This is a genomic window from Neobacillus bataviensis (genome assembly GCF_019969725.1).
Window position 1 is genome coordinate 267981 of record NZ_JAHXYW010000004.1, and the last position, 18623, is coordinate 286603.

The following is an 18623-nucleotide window of genomic DNA, read 5'->3' on the forward strand; positions in this document are numbered from 1 at the left end:
ATGGATAAACATGAGTTACTAAAGATTACCGTAAAGGCCGCAGATGATAAGCGGGCAGAGGATATAATGGCTTTAAATATGAAGGGAATTTCCCTAATTGCGGACTACTTTATTATTTGCCATGGAAATTCGGATAAACAAGTTCAGGCTATTGCCAGAGAGATGAAAGAAAAAGCGCAGGAAAATGGGTATGATGTTAAAAGGATAGAAGGTTTTGATGAAGCTAGATGGGTATTGATTGATTTAGGGGATGTTGTGGCCCATGTTTTCCATCGTGATGAACGAAGCTATTATAATTTAGAACGCTTATGGGGCGATGCTCCATTAGAAGATATCCGCAGTGAGCTAAATTCATGAGTTATGAACAGTTCGCTTATCTTTACGATGAACTGATGCAGGATGCACCGTATGATGAGTGGATCCAGTTTGTCAAAGATAAACTTGTAAAATATGGTATTAGCGAAGGGTCAATAAAATTACTTGATTTAGCTTGCGGAACGGGAGAGCTTTCGGTCCGTTTTGCAGAGGAGGGCTATCAAGTGACCGGTGTTGATTTGTCTGCTGATATGCTGGCTGTCGCTCATACAAAAGGAGAGAAAGCCGGAATAAAGATTCCTTTCTTTCAACAAAACATGGCTGATTTAGAGGGCCATGGAGAATTTGATGTGATCGGTATTTTTTGTGACTCATTGAACTATCTTGAATCAGAGGATGAGATAAAGAATACCTTTTTAAATGTATACAAGCATTTAAGTCAAACTGGAATTTTTATTTTTGATGTGCACTCGATCTACAAAATGACCGAGGTTTTCATCAATCAGACTTTTGCTCATAGTGATGACCATGTGTCATATATCTGGAATAGTTTCCCTGGTGAAAAACCTAACAGTGTGGAACATGAACTTAGCTTTTTTGTATTGGATGAAAAATCGGGAAAATATGACCGTTATGATGAGCTTCATTTACAACGGACCTATTCTGTTCAACAATACTCGAATTGGTTGAATGATGCCGGCTTCGACATATTAGATATTAGTAGTGATTTTGAAAATTTTGCTCCAAAGGATCATTCTGAAAGGATCTTTTTTACCGCTAGGAAAAAATAATCTAAGCCATCTTTTAAAAAAAGATGGCTTTTTTATAAAAATATAGAAGGATTTTGTCTTAATTTGGCGAATTAATTATTAAAGAATTGTCCCTCTACCTTTGAAAGGTCTTCTTTGAACTTCGCGTGTGTGGCTTGAAACAGGTGTTCAAACATATCGCCAACCTCATTTTCCAATATTTTTATTCCTTCACCTGTTATCCCGCCCTTTACACAAACTTTTTCTTGAAGTGACGGTAAGGTATAATGACCTTGTTTTAACAATTCACCGAGCCCCACGACCATCTCACTGGCAAATATTGTCGCTGTTTCTTCATCAATTTCCGTTTCTTTCACCGCTGCTTTTATAAAACCCTGAAGTAAATAGCTGAAGAATGCAGGTCCACAGCTAACAATATCAGAGGCAACTCTCGTAATTTTTTCATCAATTGAAACTGGCACAGATATCTTCGTTATTAATTTTTCCACTTCTACTTTCCAATAATCGCTGCAATTTTCTCCAAAGGTAGTTAATGAAACCCCAGCCAATGCCCGATTTGTGATACTAGGGATTACTCGGACGACGGAACAGGAAACTTTTTTTTCAATTTGGCTTGTACTGACTGGACTTGTTATGGAAACGAGGCATTTTTCCTTGCCTAAATATGAATTTATCTCATCAAGTATTTTAAAAATCTGTAATGGTTTCACGCAAATAAATATTAAATCGGACTCTGCCGCAACTTCCACTGCATTCGCCGCAATTTTTATATTTTTATATTTTTCTTTAAGCAGCATCGCTTTTGACTTTGTTCTATTTGTAATCATTACTGAAGAAGGGGAGATTGCTTTTCCATCAATCAAAGCCTCGACTAAAATCGTCCCCATATTTCCGGTACCGATGATGCCTATATTCATTGATACGACCCTCCTTCACATGAAAGATTCTCTTATAACAATATGAAAACCAATAGTGAAATATACCTTCAGAAAGGATGAATCCAATTGAAAGACTGGTTAAATGAACACAAGTTATATGTTATCCTTGCTGCAATCATTGTTTTTGGCGGACTTTATTATTTCTTTTATATCGGTAATGATGCCCCGTCCACATCCAACCAAACCGTGAGTTTGGAAAACACCACCTCTCAGACAAACGAACAAGAAGGGGAAAATAATCAGCAGGAAAAACAATCGAAAGTGCCTGATAAAATTATGGTGGATGTTAAGGGACAAATTAAGCAGCCTGGGGTTTATCAAGCCAACATAGGTGAAAGGGTAATTGATGTTATCAGCCGGGCTGGCGGATTAACAGACCAAGCTGATCAGGGACAGGTGAATTTTGCTGAGCATGTCCAGGACGAAATGGTTATCTATATTCCAGCGAAGGGGGAGACGGGCGCTGCACCAGTATCTTCGGGAGGTACACCCTTATCTGGCGGTGTGGCTCAAAATGAGGGGAAAATTAATCTTAATAAAGCCGATGAAAATGAATTGCAAAACCTTCCGGGAATCGGACCTTCAAAGGCAGCAGCAATCATTGAATACCGGAACACGAGCGGCCCATTTAAAGCGGTAGAGGATTTAAAGAATATAAGCGGGATTGGTGATAAAACCTTCGAAAAGTTAAAGGATTTGGTCGATGTTCATTAAATATGCCAATTGACCAAATCGTACAAGCCGTTTACACTTTAATAAAAAGATTTTTTCAAGGGAGTGGGAGAAAATGAAGCGGATTTCCTGGGATCAATATTTTATGGCACAAAGTCATTTGCTCGCACTAAGAAGCACATGTACCCGTCTTACAGTGGGGGCAACAATTGTCAGAGATAAACGAATCATTGCCGGAGGCTACAACGGATCGATTGCTGGCGGTGACCATTGTATTGATAAAGGATGCTATGTAATCGATAACCATTGTGTTAGAACCATCCACGCGGAAATGAATGCACTCTTGCAGTGTGCCAAGTTTGGTGTCCCAACAGCAAATGCTGAGATATATGTTACCCATTTTCCGTGTTTACAATGCTGTAAGGCCATTATCCAGGCGGGCATTAAAACGGTCTATTATGCTGAGGATTATAAGAATCACCCTCATGCCATCGAATTATTTGACCAAGCAAATGTAAAGGTAGAAAAAGTAGAACTAACTGAATCATTTATCGATTTTCGAAAGGTTAATCAATAATCCTCAAATATCGCCGGCTTAATCGCCGGCGAATCTCTTCCCTCATAAATTACTTCAAAATTGGAGAAAAATCATGTACGATAAATATGTGTATTTTGCAATTGCTGCCTTTTTAGCGGAGTTAAGCGTACTAAGTAAATTTTTTCCTTTTTTTCTTTTAACCTTAACCTATCTTTATGTTTTATATAAATACAAGAGATTTAACAATCAACAACTATTGTTTTTGATGGCTATTGTTTTTATATTTTTTTTCGCTGGACATTCTGCTGTTATTAAAAACAAAACAAAGATTCCAGAATCAGAAACAGCCTTTTTGCTTGAATATACTCAAGATCCCAAAATTGATGGGGATTTGTTGCAGGTTCAGGCTTTCGAAAAACGGTACAAAGAGAAAATATTAATCCGCTATTACATCCAAACCGAACAAGAAAAAAACCTGTTACATAGTAAAAGTTTTTATGGTTATAAATGTAAGGCTTCTGGCACTTTGGAAAAACCGAAAGTGGCCAAAAATCCTAATGGCTTTAATTACCGCAATTATTTATCCGCTAAAGAAATCTTTTGGATTGTTGAAATCCAAGGAAGTCCCCTTCAGAATTGCGCTCCAGTTCATCAGTCCGCAACAGTCATAATTAAACAGCTTCGTTTTATGGGTGAACACTACCTTGAAAAACATTTTCCGCTTGAAATCGCATCACTGTCCTCAGCTTTAATTTTTGGTGATAGAAGTATGCTTGACAGTCAACTCCTTGGGGATTATCAACAAACGGGAATTGTCCATTTACTAGCTATTTCAGGACTGCATGTTTCTTTGCTTATTGGAATGGTTTTTTATATGGGCATTCGAATAGGTTTAACCCGGCAGTTCATGTTGAATTTCTTACTTATTGTGATTCCGATTTATGTAATCTTAACTGGAGCATCTCCGTCGGTTATAAGGGCAGCACTTATGATTTTACTCATTTTAATCACGGATAAATGGAAAGGAAGTATCAAGCTTCTGCCGATTGATGCTATAAGTTTGGCATTTATGTTATATATTTTTTTTAGTCCGCTGGTTCTTTTTGATATCGGTTTTCAGCTTTCCTTTTCCGTAAGCTTTGTCATTATTTTGTCATCTAGTTCAATCCTTAAAGGATATCTCACAAATTGGGCACAGATGCTGGTTACGTCAGTCATTTCCCAATTGGCGGCACTTCCCTTTATACTGTATCATTACTTCGGCATGTCCATGATTGGGATATTCGCCAATATGTTATACATTCCGCTTTTCTCTTTTGTTTACCTGCCGGGTTTATATTTATTGTTTTTCATTCAACTCATTTTTTACCATACCCCGTCATTTCTAATCTCACTATTTTTATTGATAATAAATTTTTTCAATCATCTTATTGGTATTATGGCTGACTTTTCCATTATTTCATTTGTTCCAGGAAGGCCAAACTTATTTCTCCTTATCATTTATATTCTCATTCTTTTCAGGATTTTTTGTATTTGGGAATCCAAGCCCACTTTCAAAAGAAATGCGCAGCTAATTTCTATTACGATCGTGTTATTTATTTTTCAGCCCTTTTGGAACCTTCTTAATCCTTTTGGCGAAGTAACGATGATTGATGTCGGACAAGGTGACAGCATTTTGCTTCATTTTCCACACAATAGCGGCACCTACCTTATTGATACCGGCGGGACGATGCAATTTACAGAGGAAAGCTGGAAAGAGAAGGGAAAACCCTATGAAGTGGGACGAGATGTGGTGGTTCCGTTCTTAAAGGGAAAAGGCATTACGAAGATCGATAAACTTATTCTTACCCATGGTGATATGGATCATATTGGGGGGGCATTTTCCATTTTAAAGGAGATAAAAGTAAATCAAATTCTAATGCCATCTGTTCGCGATCCTTCGGATACAGAAAGTGCCATTGTTAGTTTGGCAAAACAGAAAGGGATACCTGTAATTAAAGTCTCAAACGGAAGTCATTGGAACAGTGGGGACAATGAATTTTATATCCTTTCACCAGAAAATAATTTTGAGGGTGAACGGAATCGTGGTTCGATTTCCATAATTGCTCAAATTAGGGGTGCTAGCTGGTTTTTTGGAGGTGATATAGACCAGGAAGGAGAGAAAGCAATTCTCAAAAACTATCCTCATTTAAAAATAGATGTACTTAAGGCGGGACACCACGGAAGCAGAACATCTAGCGCTGAATCTTTCATTCATCAAACAAAGCCGAGTATTGCGTTAATTTCTGCTGGTGAGCATAATCGATTTGGTCATCCCCATCAGGAAGTGCTCGAGCGATTAAGGGCGGCTAATATTACGATATACCGCACTGATATACAAGGGGCGATTACGTATCGTTTTTACCAGAGAAAAGGAACCTTTTCAACCTATTTGCCATAGGATATAGCAATTATCCCAGAACTAAAAAAGACTGCATTTACTGCAGCCCTTTTTAGTTCTTCATATGTAGCTATTTATTAAGATCCGATTAATTTAATGACTGTTGCAATAATAAACATGATGGCAAAAAAGCCAAAAGAAACCCCAAAGCCAACTCCAGAATCAATTGCATCGTTACGTTTACTTATAATGTTTTTTTCAAATTCGTTCACAATTTACCCCTCCTATTTCAAGATATAGTATAAGCCATTCGCTTGAAAAAATCCAGCCTGCCTCAAATTGCTTTCAATAACTGACAAGTGTTGTCAAAATAGTTTGATTAGCCGCGGGCTACACTATGACTACAAAGAAATTCCGCAGGCATTAAGAAGTTCCTAGGGCCTTAATGCTGCGTTCATTATAGATCGGGAATTGGCACTTTTTAGAAAGCGCCAATTCCCTTTAAGTACTTGTCAAATCGTCCAAGCTTCTTTACGATAATATGTGAGTGAATTGAAGGGGAGAGCTTGGCAAATGGTATTAGATGTTTGGAAAAAAATAAAGCAAAGGGAATTTGCCCCTATTTATTTATTATATGGAACAGAGGCATTTTTAATCAATGAAACAAAACAACTCCTTTTAAACACTGTTTTAGGGGAAGAGGAGAAGGAATTTAATTTCGCTGCTTATGATTTAGAGGAAACACCTATCGAATTAGCTTTAGAAGATGCAGAAACCTTCCCTTTTCTTGGTGATAGAAAGGTTATTTTTTTACATAATCCTGCTTTTTTAACGGCCGAAAAAACAAAAGAAAAAGTGGACCATAATTTAACACGATTTGAGGCATATCTAAAGGAGCCGGCACCATATACGATTATGGTTATTTCTGCTCCGTATGAGAAATTGGATGAACGAAAGAAAATCACAAAAGAAATGAAAAGGAACGCTGAAATTGTAGAAGCGAAGAAATTAAATGAGTTTGAACTAAAAAACTGGGTGAAAACAAGGGCGAAATCCAGTGGAATTGAATTCGAGCAAGACGCGATTGATCAATTGCTGGCACTTAGCGGAACCAATATGTTTATGCTTTCAAGTGAAATAGAAAAACTGGCTTTATATGCTGCAGAGAAAAAAAGAATTGATGTAACGATTGTTGAGCAATTAGTTGCAAGGTCACTTGAGCAAAACATTTTTACCTTAGTTGAAAAGGTAGTTCAGCGGAAACTGGATGAAGCATTAAGAATTTATTTTGATTTGTTAAAACAAAATGAGGAACCGATTAAAATACTGGCTCTTCTGGCTGGCCAATTTAGATTGATTTATCAGGTAAAAGAGCTCTCAAGAAGAGGATACGGTCAACAGCAAATTGCGGGGTATTTGAAAACTCACCCGTTCCGTGTAAAGCTTGCTCTCGGACAGGCAGCCAGCTTTACTGATGAGGACTTATCCCATTTGATGGGTCTCCTTGCCGAAGCAGACTATCAGATGAAAACGGGTGGAATGAATAAATCCTTATTAATCGAAATGCTATTGTTTCGCTTAAAGAAATAAAAAAAACGATTCCTTTAAATAAGGAACCGTTTTTTTTATTATAGAGAGTTAGCTTTTTTCATTAGACGAGATTTTTTACGAGCAGCAGCGTTCTTATGGATAAGACCTTTTGCAGCAGCCTTGTCTAATTTACTAGCAGCAGTTACTAATGTTTCTTTTGCAGCAGCTGCATCGTTAGTTGAAATAGCAGCTTCTGCTTTCTTAACAGCAGTACGCATTGCAGATTTAGCAGTTGTATTTTGAGCATTACGAGCTTCGCTTGTTTTTACACGCTTAATAGCAGATTTAATGTTAGGCATTACTTTCACCTCCTACAAAGAATCGAGACTATATGAACTCGACTTAACATTCATTATTCATAATTCGCAACAAGAGATATTTTATCAAATGGGACCCTATATTGCAATATAGAAATTACCTTGTTACTTAGTTTACCCTGCATGTTTTTATCGAAAAGGGGTAAAAATAGGAAATAGTTTCTATATTTAAGGAAATTTTTTGATTGGAGTGATCTGAAATGGGTGAGTCTGTCGACTTAAGTCAGTATTCTGTTCGAACAGATTTAGCGATTGAAGCAAGGGAAATGGTGCTTGCTGGCAGAGGTGGATCTGTACAGCAGGAGGAAAATCTTTCACAAATTGAAGGCGTCATCATCAAAGAAAAAGATGTTGATGATATAAAAATCTCATTAGTAGAAGTTACAAAACAAGGTGAAGAGCAGCTTGGAAAAAAAGCTGGCAGGTATTTAACGTTGGAAGTTCAAGGGATTCGCCAGCAGAACACAGAGGTGCAGCAAAAGGTTGAGGAGATTTTTGCCAAAGAATTCTCTCATTTTTTAGAAGGTTCAGGAATTAAAAAAACGGATTCCTGTCTTGTAGTTGGGTTGGGGAACTGGAATGTAACGCCAGACGCGCTGGGACCCATGGTTTGTGAAAATCTCCTGGTTACACGTCACCTTTTTCAACTCCAGCCGGAAAATGTTGAGGAAGGATATCGCTCTGTCAGCGCTCTTTCACCTGGAGTAATGGGGTTAACAGGAATTGAAACGAGCGATATTATTTTTGGGGTGGTAGAAAAAACAAAGCCTGATTTCGTGATTGCGATTGATGCCTTGGCATCTCGTTCAATCGAAAGGGTTAATTCTACCATTCAAATTTCCGATACAGGCATACATCCTGGTTCAGGGGTAGGAAACAAACGAAAGGAATTAAGTAAAGAAACATTAGGAATTCCTGTAATCGCCATTGGTGTACCCACAGTGGTGGATGCTGTTTCCATTACAAGTGACACGATTGACTTCATTCTAAAACATTTTGGTAAAGAGATGAAGGAAGGAAATCGTCCATCACGTGCACTTGCTCCGGCAGGAATGAGCTTTGGTGAACGACGCAAATTGACAGAAGAAGATATGCCTGAAGAAAAGCATCGGAAAACCTTTCTTGGAATGATTGGGACACTTCCTGATGAGGAGAAAAGAAAGTTAATTTATGAAGTTTTGTCCCCGCTTGGCCATAATTTAATGGTTACACCTAAGGAAGTCGATGTTTTTATTGAAGATATGGCTAATTTAATTGCTAATGGATTGAATTCTTCGCTCCACAGTGCAGTTGATCAGGAGAATGCTGGATACTATACGAGATAGCATAAATTTAAGGGGCCATTTTGGCCCCTCGATGAAATCTCTTATTTTTTAAAATGTGGTTCTACCAACTCTAGCAATGTCATAGGATTTACTAGAATCCGTTTTGCGAGGTGGAACCATGAAATCTAAATCTTCAGGAACGTTTGTAATGGTGCAAGGGACAAGTCTATTGAAAGCCGGTGCTGCACTTTTTGTGTTTTTGCTATTGATTTTCTCTATAAGTGGGTTGTTAACCTCGTTAAAACCACAATATCGATTAATGTCGACTTCCGTTAACCAAGCGACGATGAAGGTGAACGGTGAACTGCTGTATCAATTGATGGGTTGGGAAAATCATCATTTTTTAAAGGTTGATAACAATTGGACAACTGCCCCTAAATTAACCAATTTAGTATTTAAGCTGTCAAGCAATATTAATTTGAATGATCCACGAAGCTTGCTTGGCCGGGAATTGCCTGGATTTTTTCAATTTGATGGACAAATTGTTGTGGCTGGTGAGGGAACGAATTACACCAATATGCCAATAGAATCCTCGCCGCCAATCGAAATTATGAAAGCGGAACGTGAGGCAGCCTTGCAAAATGTAGAGGGTTTGGACAAGCCGGATGATGATAATCCCCGTCCAACACCTGGGCAGACAACAGGAGATCGAAAAGTAGTATACCTTTACTTCACACATAACCGGGAATCCTATTTACCATATCTTAAAGGTGTCACCAACCCGGATTTAGCCTATCATTCGCAAATCAACGTGACAAAAATTGGCGATCATCTAAAAACAAGTTTAGAGGATAGAGGAATTGGAACCTTTTTAGATAAGACAGATGTACAGGCGAACTTAAATAAAAAAGGTTTAAATTATGTAAATTCTTACCAAGAATCCCGCTCAATTGTACAAACGGCAATGGCGACAGATCGTGATTTACATTATTTTATCGATATTCATCGAGATTCTAAACGGAAACCTCAAACAACTGTTACCATTAATGGCAAGTCCTACGCAAAGCTTGCATTTATTATTGGCGGCAAAAATGCGAATCATGAAAAAAATGAAAAGCTAGCAACTGAACTCCATAACCTTTTGCAAAAAAAATATAAGGGTTTGAGCAGGGGTGTGATCGTGAAGATGGGTGGAAATGCAGTTTATAATCAAAACCTTTCAGATAATGCGATCTTAATCGAATTTGGCGGTGTAGATAATACATTCGAAGAATTAAACCGTTCTGCCGATGCGCTGGCCGACGTGTTTAGTGAATATTTCTGGCAAGCCGAAAAGGTTAATCAGGATGTTGAACAATCAAAGAATAAACAATAGAAGTAGGGAGCATGCTTATGAAGATGTTCATGCTAAAAAGCTTAGGGGTTGCAGTGCTAATGTTTATCTCCGTTTTAGCAGGAATGCAATTGGCTAATGATGGAATTCATAAAATGAAAGGCTATGATGATCCGAATTTTCAAAATGCCGTTTCTATCAATGAAACGGACAAAGACTTAAATGCAACCTTTCTTGGGAAAGATATTTCCAGTCATGATATAGAAGCAAAAAAGAAGAAGCTAGAAGAAATAAGCGCTTTTAATTTTTTTTCCTCAATGGGAAAGAAATTATCAGACGGGCTCTCAGGTGCCTCTGGAAAACTAATAAAGCAAATTACCGAATAAAAACTTTGAAAGCGGCCCATTACACAGGCCGCTTTTAGAATTTCATTGAATCTTGATTTCCCTGCTGATATAATCAAAAATAGTGTACATGTGCGAGTATAGTAGGAGTGAACGACATGAACAAAGAAGAAAAACTCAAACGACAATCAAAGATTAGAAATTTTTCGATTATTGCCCATATTGACCATGGTAAATCAACATTGGCAGATCGGATTTTAGAGAAAACCAATGCTCTTTCATCACGTGAAATGAAAGACCAGCTGCTCGATTCAATGGATCTTGAACGAGAACGAGGCATTACGATTAAGTTAAATGCCGTCCAGCTTAAATATAAAGCAAAAGATGGAGAAGAATATATTTTCCATTTAATTGATACACCTGGGCACGTCGATTTTACGTATGAGGTATCAAGGAGCCTTGCTGCCTGCGAAGGGGCAATATTGGTCGTAGATGCAGCACAAGGAATAGAAGCACAGACACTAGCGAACGTTTACCTTGCCCTCGATAATAACCTTGAAATTCTACCAGTTATTAATAAAATAGACCTGCCAAGTGCTGAACCTGAAAGGGTTCGAAATGAAATTGAAGAAGTAATTGGCTTAGATGCCTCCGAAGCAGTTTTAGCATCTGCTAAAGCAGGAATTGGTATTGAAGATATACTTGAACAAGTAGTAAAGACTGTTCCTGCTCCAACTGGAGACCCTGAAGCTCCATTGAAGGCTCTCATTTTCGATTCATTATATGATGCATATCGTGGTGTTGTTGCCTATATCCGTGTCGTTGAAGGATCAGTAAAAGTCGGCGATAAGATTAAAATGATGGCCACTGGAAAAGAGTTCGAAGTAAATGAAGTTGGAGTATTTACTCCTAAAACAACGTTACTCGATGAATTAACCGTTGGTGATGTTGGCTTTTTAACAGCATCGATTAAAAATGTCGGAGATACTCGTGTTGGTGATACAATTACGAATGCGAAAAATGGAACGACGGAACCTCTTCCTGGTTACCGGAAACTAAATCCAATGGTGTATTGCGGACTTTATCCAATCGATACAGCTAGATTTAATGACCTTCGTGAAGCCCTTGAAAAGCTTCAGTTAAATGATTCCGCCCTTCAATTTGAACCGGAAACATCCCAAGCGCTTGGTTTTGGTTTCCGCTGTGGTTTCTTAGGCCTTCTTCATATGGAAATCATTCAAGAGCGGATTGAGCGTGAATTCAAAATAGACTTAATTACCACTGCACCAAGTGTTATTTATCATGTACACATGACAGATGGAACTGAATTAAAGGTAGATAACCCCTCTAATTTACCGGATCCTCAGAAAATTGATCGTGTAGAAGAGCCTTATGTAAAAGCAACCATGATGGCTCCTAATGAATATGTAGGGGCGATTATGGAGCTTTGCCAATTAAAACGCGGAATCTTTATTGATATGCAATACCAAGGTGAAAATCGCGTAAGTATTATTTATGAAATTCCATTGGCAGAAATAGTTTATGATTTCTTTGATCAATTGAAATCTGGCACAAGGGGATACGCGTCTTTTGACTATGAATTAATTGGTTACAAACCATCTAGTCTGGTTAAAATGGATATATTGTTAAACGCTGAAAAAGTGGATGCCTTAAGCTTCATTGTGCATAAGGATTTTGCTTATGAACGAGGAAAAGTAATTGTTGAAAAACTAAAGGAATTAATTCCAAGGCAGCAATTTGAAGTACCTGTTCAGGCTGCAATTGGTCAAAAAATTGTTGCTCGTTCAACGATTAAAGCAATGCGGAAAAACGTATTGGCTAAATGTTATGGGGGAGATATCTCTCGTAAACGGAAGCTGTTGGAAAAGCAAAAAGAAGGTAAGAAGCGGATGAAACAAGTTGGCTCTGTTGAAGTACCGCAGGAAGCCTTCATGGCCGTCTTAAAAATGGACGATAATAATACAAAAAAATAAACATGAAAGAGAGGTAAGGACTAGCCAAATATGGTGAACCCTGCCTCTTTTTATTAGGAAGTGAAAAACTTGATAAAAGCAGCATACCTTCATATCCCTTTCTGTGAGCATATCTGTCATTATTGTGATTTTAATAAAGTGTTTTTGAAAGGACAGCCGGTTGATGAATATATACAGGCACTGGATCGCGAAATGGAGTTGACACTTCAAAAATATCCAACAGATGAACTGCAATCCATTTTTGTTGGCGGCGGCACACCAACGTCCTTAAATGAGCAGCAGTTGCAGCGATTTTGTGAAAGTATTAATGAACGATTACCTAAAAGCACAGATTTGGAGTTTAGTTTTGAAGCGAATCCAGGAGATTTATCAAAGGAAAAACTGCAAATATTAAAGGATGCAGGTGTAAACCGAATTAGTCTTGGTGTCCAAACATTTAATGAAGAATTGCTAAAAAAAATTGGCCGTGTGCACCGGGCGAAAGACGTATACCAATCAGTTGAAAATGCAAAATCCGTAGGTTTCGAGAATATCAGCATTGATCTTATTTTCAGCCTGCCAACTCAAACAATTGCAGACTTTAAGGAATCTTTAACAGAGGCCTTCACACTCGATATTACTCATTATTCCGCCTATTCGCTAATTATTGAACCCAAAACGGTTTTTTATAATTTATTGAAAAAAGGTAGTCTGCCGACCCCCGGTGAAGATGCAGAAGCAGCAATGTATGAATTATTAATGGAAGAAATGGAGAAACATGGATTTTCCCAGTACGAAATTAGTAATTTTTCAAAGCCTGGCTATGAAAGCAGGCACAATCTTACCTATTGGAATAATGAACAGTACTATGGGTTTGGAGCAGGAGCACATAGTTATCTAAATGGACTAAGGCGTTCAAACGTGGGTCCCTTGAAAAGATATATGGATCTCATAACAAAAGGTGAAATGCCTATTTTAGAGGAAAATCAAGTAAGCATTTCGGAACAAATGGAAGAGGAGATGTTCCTTGGGCTGCGTAAAACAGCCGGAATTTCGATCTCTCATTTTACCGGAAAATTTGACCGAAATCCTTTAAAAATATTTAAACATCAGCTTGAGGAGCTTGTTTCGAAAAATTGGATTGAAGTCTCTGATGACCATATATATTTAACTAAAAAGGGGCGTCTTTTAGGAAATGAAGTTTTTCAAACCTTTTTAGGAGTATGTGATGTGTAATGATTGACACCATCCCCCCTTTTTTGATAATTTATTAATATAATTAGCACTCGGTAACAAGGAGTGCTAACAGAGGTGATGAATGTTGTTAACAGATCGTCAATTGTTAATTCTTCAGGTTATTGTTGATGACTTTATTCGATCTGCACAACCTGTCGGCTCAAGAAGTCTGTCGAAAAAGGAGGAAATCTCCTTTAGTTCAGCAACCATACGAAATGAAATGGCCGACCTCGAAGAATTGGGGTTTATTGAAAAGACGCATACCTCATCAGGTCGTGTGCCTTCTGAAAAAGGTTATCGTTATTATGTAGATCATTTGCTTTCGCCTCAGGTTTTAAATCAGCAGGATATTTCAATTATTCAATCGATTTTTGCTGAGAAAATTTTTGAGTTTGAAAAAATCATTCAAAGATCTGCTAAAATTTTATCGGATTTAACTAATTATACATCAATCGTTCTAGGGCCGGCTGTCAGTATTAATAAGTTAAAAAGGATACAAATCATTCCGTTAAACAAAGATACAGCGGTCGCTATTTTTGTTACGGATACAGGGCATGTTGAGAACCGCTCCTTTTCATTACCACCGTCTATAGATATTAGTGATTTGGAGAAAACGGTGAATATATTGAATGATCGTTTAGCAGGAGTTTCTCTCGAAGATCTGAACGATAAGATTTATAAAGAGGTAGCTGTTCTTTTAAGGCAGCATATCCATAATTATGATTTAATGCTGCACACCATTGGTGAAACCTTTAAAATGCCAATTAATGAAAAGTTATTCTTTGGCGGAAAAACCAATATGTTAAGTCAGCCGGAATTCCATGATATTACAAAAATTCGAAGTCTTTTAACGATGATTGATCAGGAAGAGTGGATTTATAATTTAATAAGGAAAAACTCATCTGGAATCAATGTGAAAATAGGCAAAGAAAATAATGTGAGTGCAATGGATAATTGCAGCTTAATCACGGCTTCTTATTCTGTTGGAGCAGAAAATTTAGGAACAATCGCGATTCTTGGACCTACCAGAATGGAATATTCCCGAGTCATCAGTCTGCTCCAATTATTAAGCCATGATTTAACTGAAGTCTTAACTAAGCTGTATCAAAATAATTAGCACTGGTAATATTGAGTAAGGGTGAAATGCCTGTTTATTTCACCCCCTTTACTATGGAAATGTATTTTAATCTAGCTTGCGAGTAATTCTTTAAGGGAGGTGAGTAAGTTGACAAATGAAAAGAACAATACCATAAATGAAGAAGTAGAAACATTAAAAGAAAAAGTTGAACTTACTGAAGAAGAAGTGGCTGAGCCAGTTTTTGCTGAAGAGGAAAATGTTGAACAAGAAGCGGTGACCCCTCTTGAAGAACAACTTAAAGAAATTCAAATGCTTCAGGAAAAGTTAGATGCAGCAGATAATCGTTATCTTCGTCTTCAAGCAGATTTTGATAATTTCCGTCGCCGTACTAAACTCGATCTAGAAGCGAGTGAAAAATATAGAGCACAAAAATTAATTATGGATTTACTTCCTGCTTTAGATAATTTTGAAAGAGCATTGAAAGTGGAAGCTGACAATGAGCAAACAAAATCTCTTTTGCAAGGAATGGATATGGTATTCCGCAGTTTGGTAGATGCTTTGAAAAAAGAAGGTCTTGAACCAATTGAAGCCGTTGGCAAGGAATTTGATCCACATCAGCACCAGGCAGTCATGCAGGGGGAAGATGAAAATTATGGTTCAAACATTGTCATTGAGGAGTTTCAAAAGGGCTATCTATTAAAAGATAGAGTCATCCGGCCATCTATGGTTAAAGTCAATCAATAAAAGTTTACATATTTTATCTAGGAGGAAAAGGTAATGAGTAAAATTATCGGTATTGACCTTGGTACAACAAACTCATGTGTTTCTGTACTTGAAGGCGGAGAACCAAAAGTTATCCCTAATCCAGAAGGAAACCGCACAACTCCTTCTGTTGTTGCCTTTAAAAATGGCGAACGTCAGGTAGGGGAAGTGGCAAAACGCCAAGCTATTACAAATCCAAATACGATTATATCTATTAAACGCCATATGGGTACTGATTACAAAGTAGAGGTTGAAGGGAAAAACTATACTCCTCAAGAACTTTCTGCAGCAATCCTTCAATATTTAAAGTCCTATGCAGAAGACTATCTTGGCGAACCAGTTACAAAAGCGGTTATTACTGTTCCTGCTTATTTCAATGATGCTGAGCGTCAAGCAACAAAGGATGCTGGCAGAATTGCCGGTCTTGAAGTGGAACGGATTATCAACGAGCCAACAGCTGCTGCACTTGCATACGGTTTAGATAAAACGGACCAAGACCAAACGATTCTGGTTTATGACCTTGGCGGCGGTACATTTGACGTTTCTATCCTTGAACTTGGTGACGGTGTTTTTGAAGTAAAAGCAACTGCTGGGGATAATCGTCTTGGCGGAGATGATTTTGACCAAGTTATTATTGATTACTTAGTAGAGCAATTCAAGAAAGAAAATGGTATCGACCTTTCTCAAGATAAAATGGCGTTGCAGCGCTTAAAGGATGCAGCTGAAAAAGCGAAAAAAGACCTTTCTGGTGTAACTTCAACGCAAATTTCATTGCCATTTATCACGGCTGGACCAGCTGGCCCGCTTCACCTTGAAGTCAGCATGTCCCGCGCTAAATTTGAAGAAATTTCAGCACATCTTGTGGAACGCACTATGGGTCCTACACGTCAAGCTTTAAGTGATGCAGGTTTAACTCCTTCACAGATTGATAAAGTAATCCTTGTAGGTGGTTCAACACGTATTCCTGCTGTTCAAGAGGCAATTAAAAAAGCTACCGGTCAAGAACCACACCGCGGTGTAAACCCTGACGAAGTGGTTGCGATGGGTGCTGCCATTCAAGGCGGCGTAATCACTGGTGATGTGAAGGATGTTGTTCTACTAGACGTAACTCCATTATCACTTGGTATTGAAACCATGGGTGGAGTCTTTACAAAACTAATTGATCGTAATACAACTATACCTACATCAAAGTCGCAAGTATTCTCTACCGCTGCAGACAATCAAACTGCTGTTGATATCCATGTTCTTCAAGGGGAACGTCCAATGGCTGCAAATAATAAAACATTAGGACGCTTCCAGTTGTCAGATATTCCACCAGCACCACGTGGAATTCCGCAAATCGAAGTTACATTTGATATTGATAAAAACGGTATTGTAAACGTTCGTGCGAAAGACCTTGGCACAAATAAAGAACAACAAATTACTATAAAATCATCAACTGGTCTATCTGATGAAGAAATTCAAAAGATGGTTAGAGAAGCAGAAGAAAACGCAGAAGCTGACAAACAACGTAAAGAAGAAGTGGAGCTTCGCAATGAAGCTGACCAACTTGTCTTCACAACTGAAAAGACGTTAAAAGATCTTGAAGGCAAGGTAGACGCTTCTGAAGTTGCGAAAGCTAACGAAGCAAAGGATGCTTTAAAACAAGCCATTGAGAAGAATGATCTTAATGAAATCCGTACTAAAAAGGATGCTCTTCAAGAAATCGTTCAAGCTTTGACAGTTAAGCTATATGAGCAGGCAGCACAAGCGCAGCAAGCAGCGCAAGGCGGTCAAGAGAGCGGCAGCACTGCTGGCAAGAGCGATAATGTCGTTGATGCAGAATTTGAAGAAGTTAAAGATGATAAGTAATAGGCTGTGAAAATAAAGATAAAAGCCAAAGTCAGTTCAGCTGCTTTGGCTTTTTTATTGCAATAGCACTAATAACGATGTTAGAATAATCTTTATGTGAAAGATTCGGGAGTGGTAATCATGAGTAAACGGGATTACTATGAGGTGCTAGGTGTAGCTAAGGGCGCTTCAAAGGATGAAATAAAAAAGGCATATCGTAAACTATCAAAAAAGTATCATCCAGATATTAATAAAGAGCCAGATGCAGCTGATAAATTTAAAGAAATTGCTGAAGCATATGAAGTCTTAAGTGACGATCAGAAAAAGGCTCATTATGACCAATTTGGCCATACCGACCCAAATCAAGGTTTTGGCGGCTTTGGCGGCGGCAGTGATTTCGGCGGCGGTTTTGGCGGTTTTGAAGACATCTTTAACACCTTTTTTGGCGGTGGAGGCGGCTCAAGAAGACGTGATCCGAATGCTCCAAGACAAGGAGCAGACCTGCAGTATACAATGACGATTTCCTTCGAAGAAGCAGCGTTTGGAAAAGAGACCGATATTGAAATTCCTCGTGAAGAAACATGTGGTACCTGCAGCGGTTCTGGAGCTAAACCTGGAACTAATGCTGAAACATGTAAACATTGCCAGGGGTCCGGGCAATTAAATGTTGAACAGAATACTCCATTTGGCAGAATTGTGAATCGTCGCACATGCCATCACTGTAATGGATCTGGTAAAGAAATTAAACATAAATGTTCAACCTGCGGCGGAACAGGAAAAGTGAAGAAACGCAAGAAAATCCATGTGAAAATCCCAGCGGGAATTGACGACGGCCAGCAATTAAGAATGTCTGGGCAAGGGGAAGCGGGTATCAATGGAGGACCAGCCGGAGACCTTTATGTTGTCTTCCATGTCCGTCAGCATGAGTTTTTTGAAAGAGATGGCGATGATATTTACTGCGAGATGCCGATCACATTCGTGCAAGCTACTCTAGGTGATGAAATTGAAGTCCCAACCCTGCATGGTAAAGTGAAGCTGAAGGTACCAGCTGGAACACAAACGGGAACGAGATTCCGCCTGAAGGGAAAAGGGGTTCCGAATGTCCGTGGATACGGTGTTGGGGATCAGCATATTCAGGTACGTATCATTACCCCAACCAAGCTCAACGATAAGCAAAAACAGGTCTTACGTGAGTTTGCTGAAGCCAGTGGTTCGGCCCCAATAGGTGAACATGAAGAAAGCTTTTTCTCAAAAGTAAAACGTGCCTTTAAAGGCGAGTAAG

Annotated in this window: 17 protein-coding genes and 1 pseudogene; 15 read left to right on the top strand and 3 right to left on the bottom strand. The window is 38.5% G+C overall.

Annotated elements, in window-relative coordinates; genetic code table 11:
- Positions 1 to 357 (top strand): ribosome silencing factor, encoded by a 357-nt coding sequence (gene rsfS, locus LC455_RS12575; protein WP_223591280.1) that lies wholly within the window; start codon positions 1 to 3, stop codon positions 355 to 357.
- Positions 354 to 1106, top strand: coding sequence for a class I SAM-dependent DNA methyltransferase (locus tag LC455_RS12580; RefSeq protein ID WP_223591281.1), 753 nt, complete (start codon positions 354 to 356; stop codon positions 1104 to 1106). The genes rsfS and LC455_RS12580 overlap by 4 nt, the downstream gene beginning before the upstream one ends.
- Positions 1107 to 1177: 71 nt before the next feature.
- Here LC455_RS12580 and comER read toward each other — a convergent pair whose 3' ends face one another.
- Positions 1178 to 2002 (bottom strand): late competence protein ComER, encoded by an 825-nt coding sequence (comER, locus tag LC455_RS12585; RefSeq protein WP_223591282.1) that lies wholly within the window; start codon positions 2000 to 2002, stop codon positions 1178 to 1180.
- An 87-nt stretch (positions 2003 to 2089) separates the two neighbouring features.
- Here comER and LC455_RS12590 point away from each other — a divergent pair, with 87 nt between their 5' ends.
- From LC455_RS12590 to LC455_RS12600, 3 genes and pseudogenes are all read left to right on the top strand, one after another.
- Complete coding sequence (locus LC455_RS12590) at positions 2090 to 2737, top strand: helix-hairpin-helix domain-containing protein (protein WP_223591284.1); 648 nt, start codon at positions 2090 to 2092, stop codon at positions 2735 to 2737.
- Between the two features lie 73 nt (positions 2738 to 2810).
- Positions 2811 to 3257 (top strand): annotated as a pseudogene (locus LC455_RS12595) (ComE operon protein 2); the annotation flags it as partial.
- 88 nt (positions 3258 to 3345) lie between these two features.
- Positions 3346 to 5673, top strand: coding sequence for a DNA internalization-related competence protein ComEC/Rec2 (locus tag LC455_RS12600; protein ID WP_223591288.1), 2328 nt, complete (start codon positions 3346 to 3348; stop codon positions 5671 to 5673).
- A 77-nt stretch (positions 5674 to 5750) separates the two neighbouring features.
- Here LC455_RS12600 and LC455_RS12605 read toward each other — a convergent pair whose 3' ends face one another.
- Entirely contained in the window at positions 5751 to 5885 is a 135-nt protein-coding gene (locus LC455_RS12605) for a YqzM family protein (RefSeq protein WP_223591290.1), read from the bottom strand.
- 301 nt (positions 5886 to 6186) lie between these two features.
- Between LC455_RS12605 and holA the strand changes: the two genes are divergently transcribed.
- Positions 6187 to 7203, top strand: coding sequence for a DNA polymerase III subunit delta (gene holA / locus LC455_RS12610; RefSeq protein WP_223591292.1), 1017 nt, complete (start codon positions 6187 to 6189; stop codon positions 7201 to 7203).
- Between the two features lie 38 nt (positions 7204 to 7241).
- Here holA and rpsT read toward each other — a convergent pair whose 3' ends face one another.
- Positions 7242 to 7502 carry a 30S ribosomal protein S20 gene (rpsT, locus tag LC455_RS12615; RefSeq protein ID WP_223591294.1) on the bottom strand — a complete coding sequence of 87 codons (261 nt, stop codon included), beginning with the start codon at positions 7500 to 7502 and terminating at the stop codon, positions 7242 to 7244.
- Between the two features lie 218 nt (positions 7503 to 7720).
- On the opposite strand from rpsT, the gene gpr reads away from it, so the two are divergent.
- From gpr to dnaJ, 9 genes are all read left to right on the top strand, one after another.
- Positions 7721 to 8845, top strand: a complete 1125-nt coding sequence (gene gpr / locus LC455_RS12620; RefSeq protein ID WP_223591296.1) for a GPR endopeptidase — start codon at positions 7721 to 7723, stop codon at positions 8843 to 8845.
- Between the two features lie 118 nt (positions 8846 to 8963).
- A complete protein-coding gene (gene spoIIP, locus LC455_RS12625; protein ID WP_223591298.1) occupies positions 8964 to 10160 on the top strand; it encodes a stage II sporulation protein P in 1197 nt (398 codons plus the stop codon).
- 17 nt (positions 10161 to 10177) lie between these two features.
- Positions 10178 to 10504 carry a DUF3679 domain-containing protein gene (locus tag LC455_RS12630; RefSeq protein ID WP_223591300.1) on the top strand — a complete coding sequence of 109 codons (327 nt, stop codon included), beginning with the start codon at positions 10178 to 10180 and terminating at the stop codon, positions 10502 to 10504.
- 116 nt (positions 10505 to 10620) lie between these two features.
- Complete coding sequence (gene lepA / locus LC455_RS12635) at positions 10621 to 12456, top strand: translation elongation factor 4 (protein ID WP_223591302.1); 1836 nt, start codon at positions 10621 to 10623, stop codon at positions 12454 to 12456.
- 69 nt (positions 12457 to 12525) lie between these two features.
- Entirely contained in the window at positions 12526 to 13671 is a 1146-nt protein-coding gene (hemW, locus tag LC455_RS12640) for a radical SAM family heme chaperone HemW (RefSeq protein WP_223591304.1), read from the top strand.
- Between the two features lie 85 nt (positions 13672 to 13756).
- The gene (gene hrcA / locus LC455_RS12645; protein WP_223591649.1) at positions 13757 to 14788 is read left to right on the top strand and encodes a heat-inducible transcriptional repressor HrcA; all 1032 of its coding nucleotides are present in this window, start codon (positions 13757 to 13759) and stop codon (positions 14786 to 14788) included.
- Between the two features lie 108 nt (positions 14789 to 14896).
- Positions 14897 to 15493: a nucleotide exchange factor GrpE gene (gene grpE / locus LC455_RS12650; protein ID WP_223591306.1), complete on the top strand. Its 597-nt coding sequence runs from the start codon at positions 14897 to 14899 to the stop codon at positions 15491 to 15493.
- A gap of 33 nt (positions 15494 to 15526) precedes the next feature.
- Positions 15527 to 17362 carry a molecular chaperone DnaK gene (dnaK, locus tag LC455_RS12655; RefSeq protein ID WP_223591308.1) on the top strand — a complete coding sequence of 612 codons (1836 nt, stop codon included), beginning with the start codon at positions 15527 to 15529 and terminating at the stop codon, positions 17360 to 17362.
- A 120-nt stretch (positions 17363 to 17482) separates the two neighbouring features.
- A complete protein-coding gene (gene dnaJ, locus LC455_RS12660; RefSeq protein ID WP_223591310.1) occupies positions 17483 to 18622 on the top strand; it encodes a molecular chaperone DnaJ in 1140 nt (379 codons plus the stop codon).
- Position 18623 lies beyond the last annotated feature (1 nt).

Coding starts and splice junctions, on each gene's coding strand:
- rsfS (WP_223591280.1), top strand. CDS start 1: ATGGATAAACATGAGTTACTAAAGATTACCGTAAAGGCCGCAGATGAT.
- LC455_RS12580 (WP_223591281.1), top strand. CDS start 354: ATGAGTTATGAACAGTTCGCTTATCTTTACGATGAACTGATGCAGGAT.
- comER (WP_223591282.1), bottom strand. CDS start 2,002: ATGAATATAGGCATCATCGGTACCGGAAATATGGGGACGATTTTAGTC.
- LC455_RS12600 (WP_223591288.1), top strand. CDS start 3,346: ATGTACGATAAATATGTGTATTTTGCAATTGCTGCCTTTTTAGCGGAG.
- holA (WP_223591292.1), top strand. CDS start 6,187: ATGGTATTAGATGTTTGGAAAAAAATAAAGCAAAGGGAATTTGCCCCT.
- rpsT (WP_223591294.1), bottom strand. CDS start 7,502: ATGCCTAACATTAAATCTGCTATTAAGCGTGTAAAAACAAGCGAAGCT.
- gpr (WP_223591296.1), top strand. CDS start 7,721: ATGGGTGAGTCTGTCGACTTAAGTCAGTATTCTGTTCGAACAGATTTA.
- spoIIP (WP_223591298.1), top strand. CDS start 8,964: ATGAAATCTAAATCTTCAGGAACGTTTGTAATGGTGCAAGGGACAAGT.
- LC455_RS12630 (WP_223591300.1), top strand. CDS start 10,178: ATGAAGATGTTCATGCTAAAAAGCTTAGGGGTTGCAGTGCTAATGTTT.
- lepA (WP_223591302.1), top strand. CDS start 10,621: ATGAACAAAGAAGAAAAACTCAAACGACAATCAAAGATTAGAAATTTT.
- dnaK (WP_223591308.1), top strand. CDS start 15,527: ATGAGTAAAATTATCGGTATTGACCTTGGTACAACAAACTCATGTGTT.
- dnaJ (WP_223591310.1), top strand. CDS start 17,483: ATGAGTAAACGGGATTACTATGAGGTGCTAGGTGTAGCTAAGGGCGCT.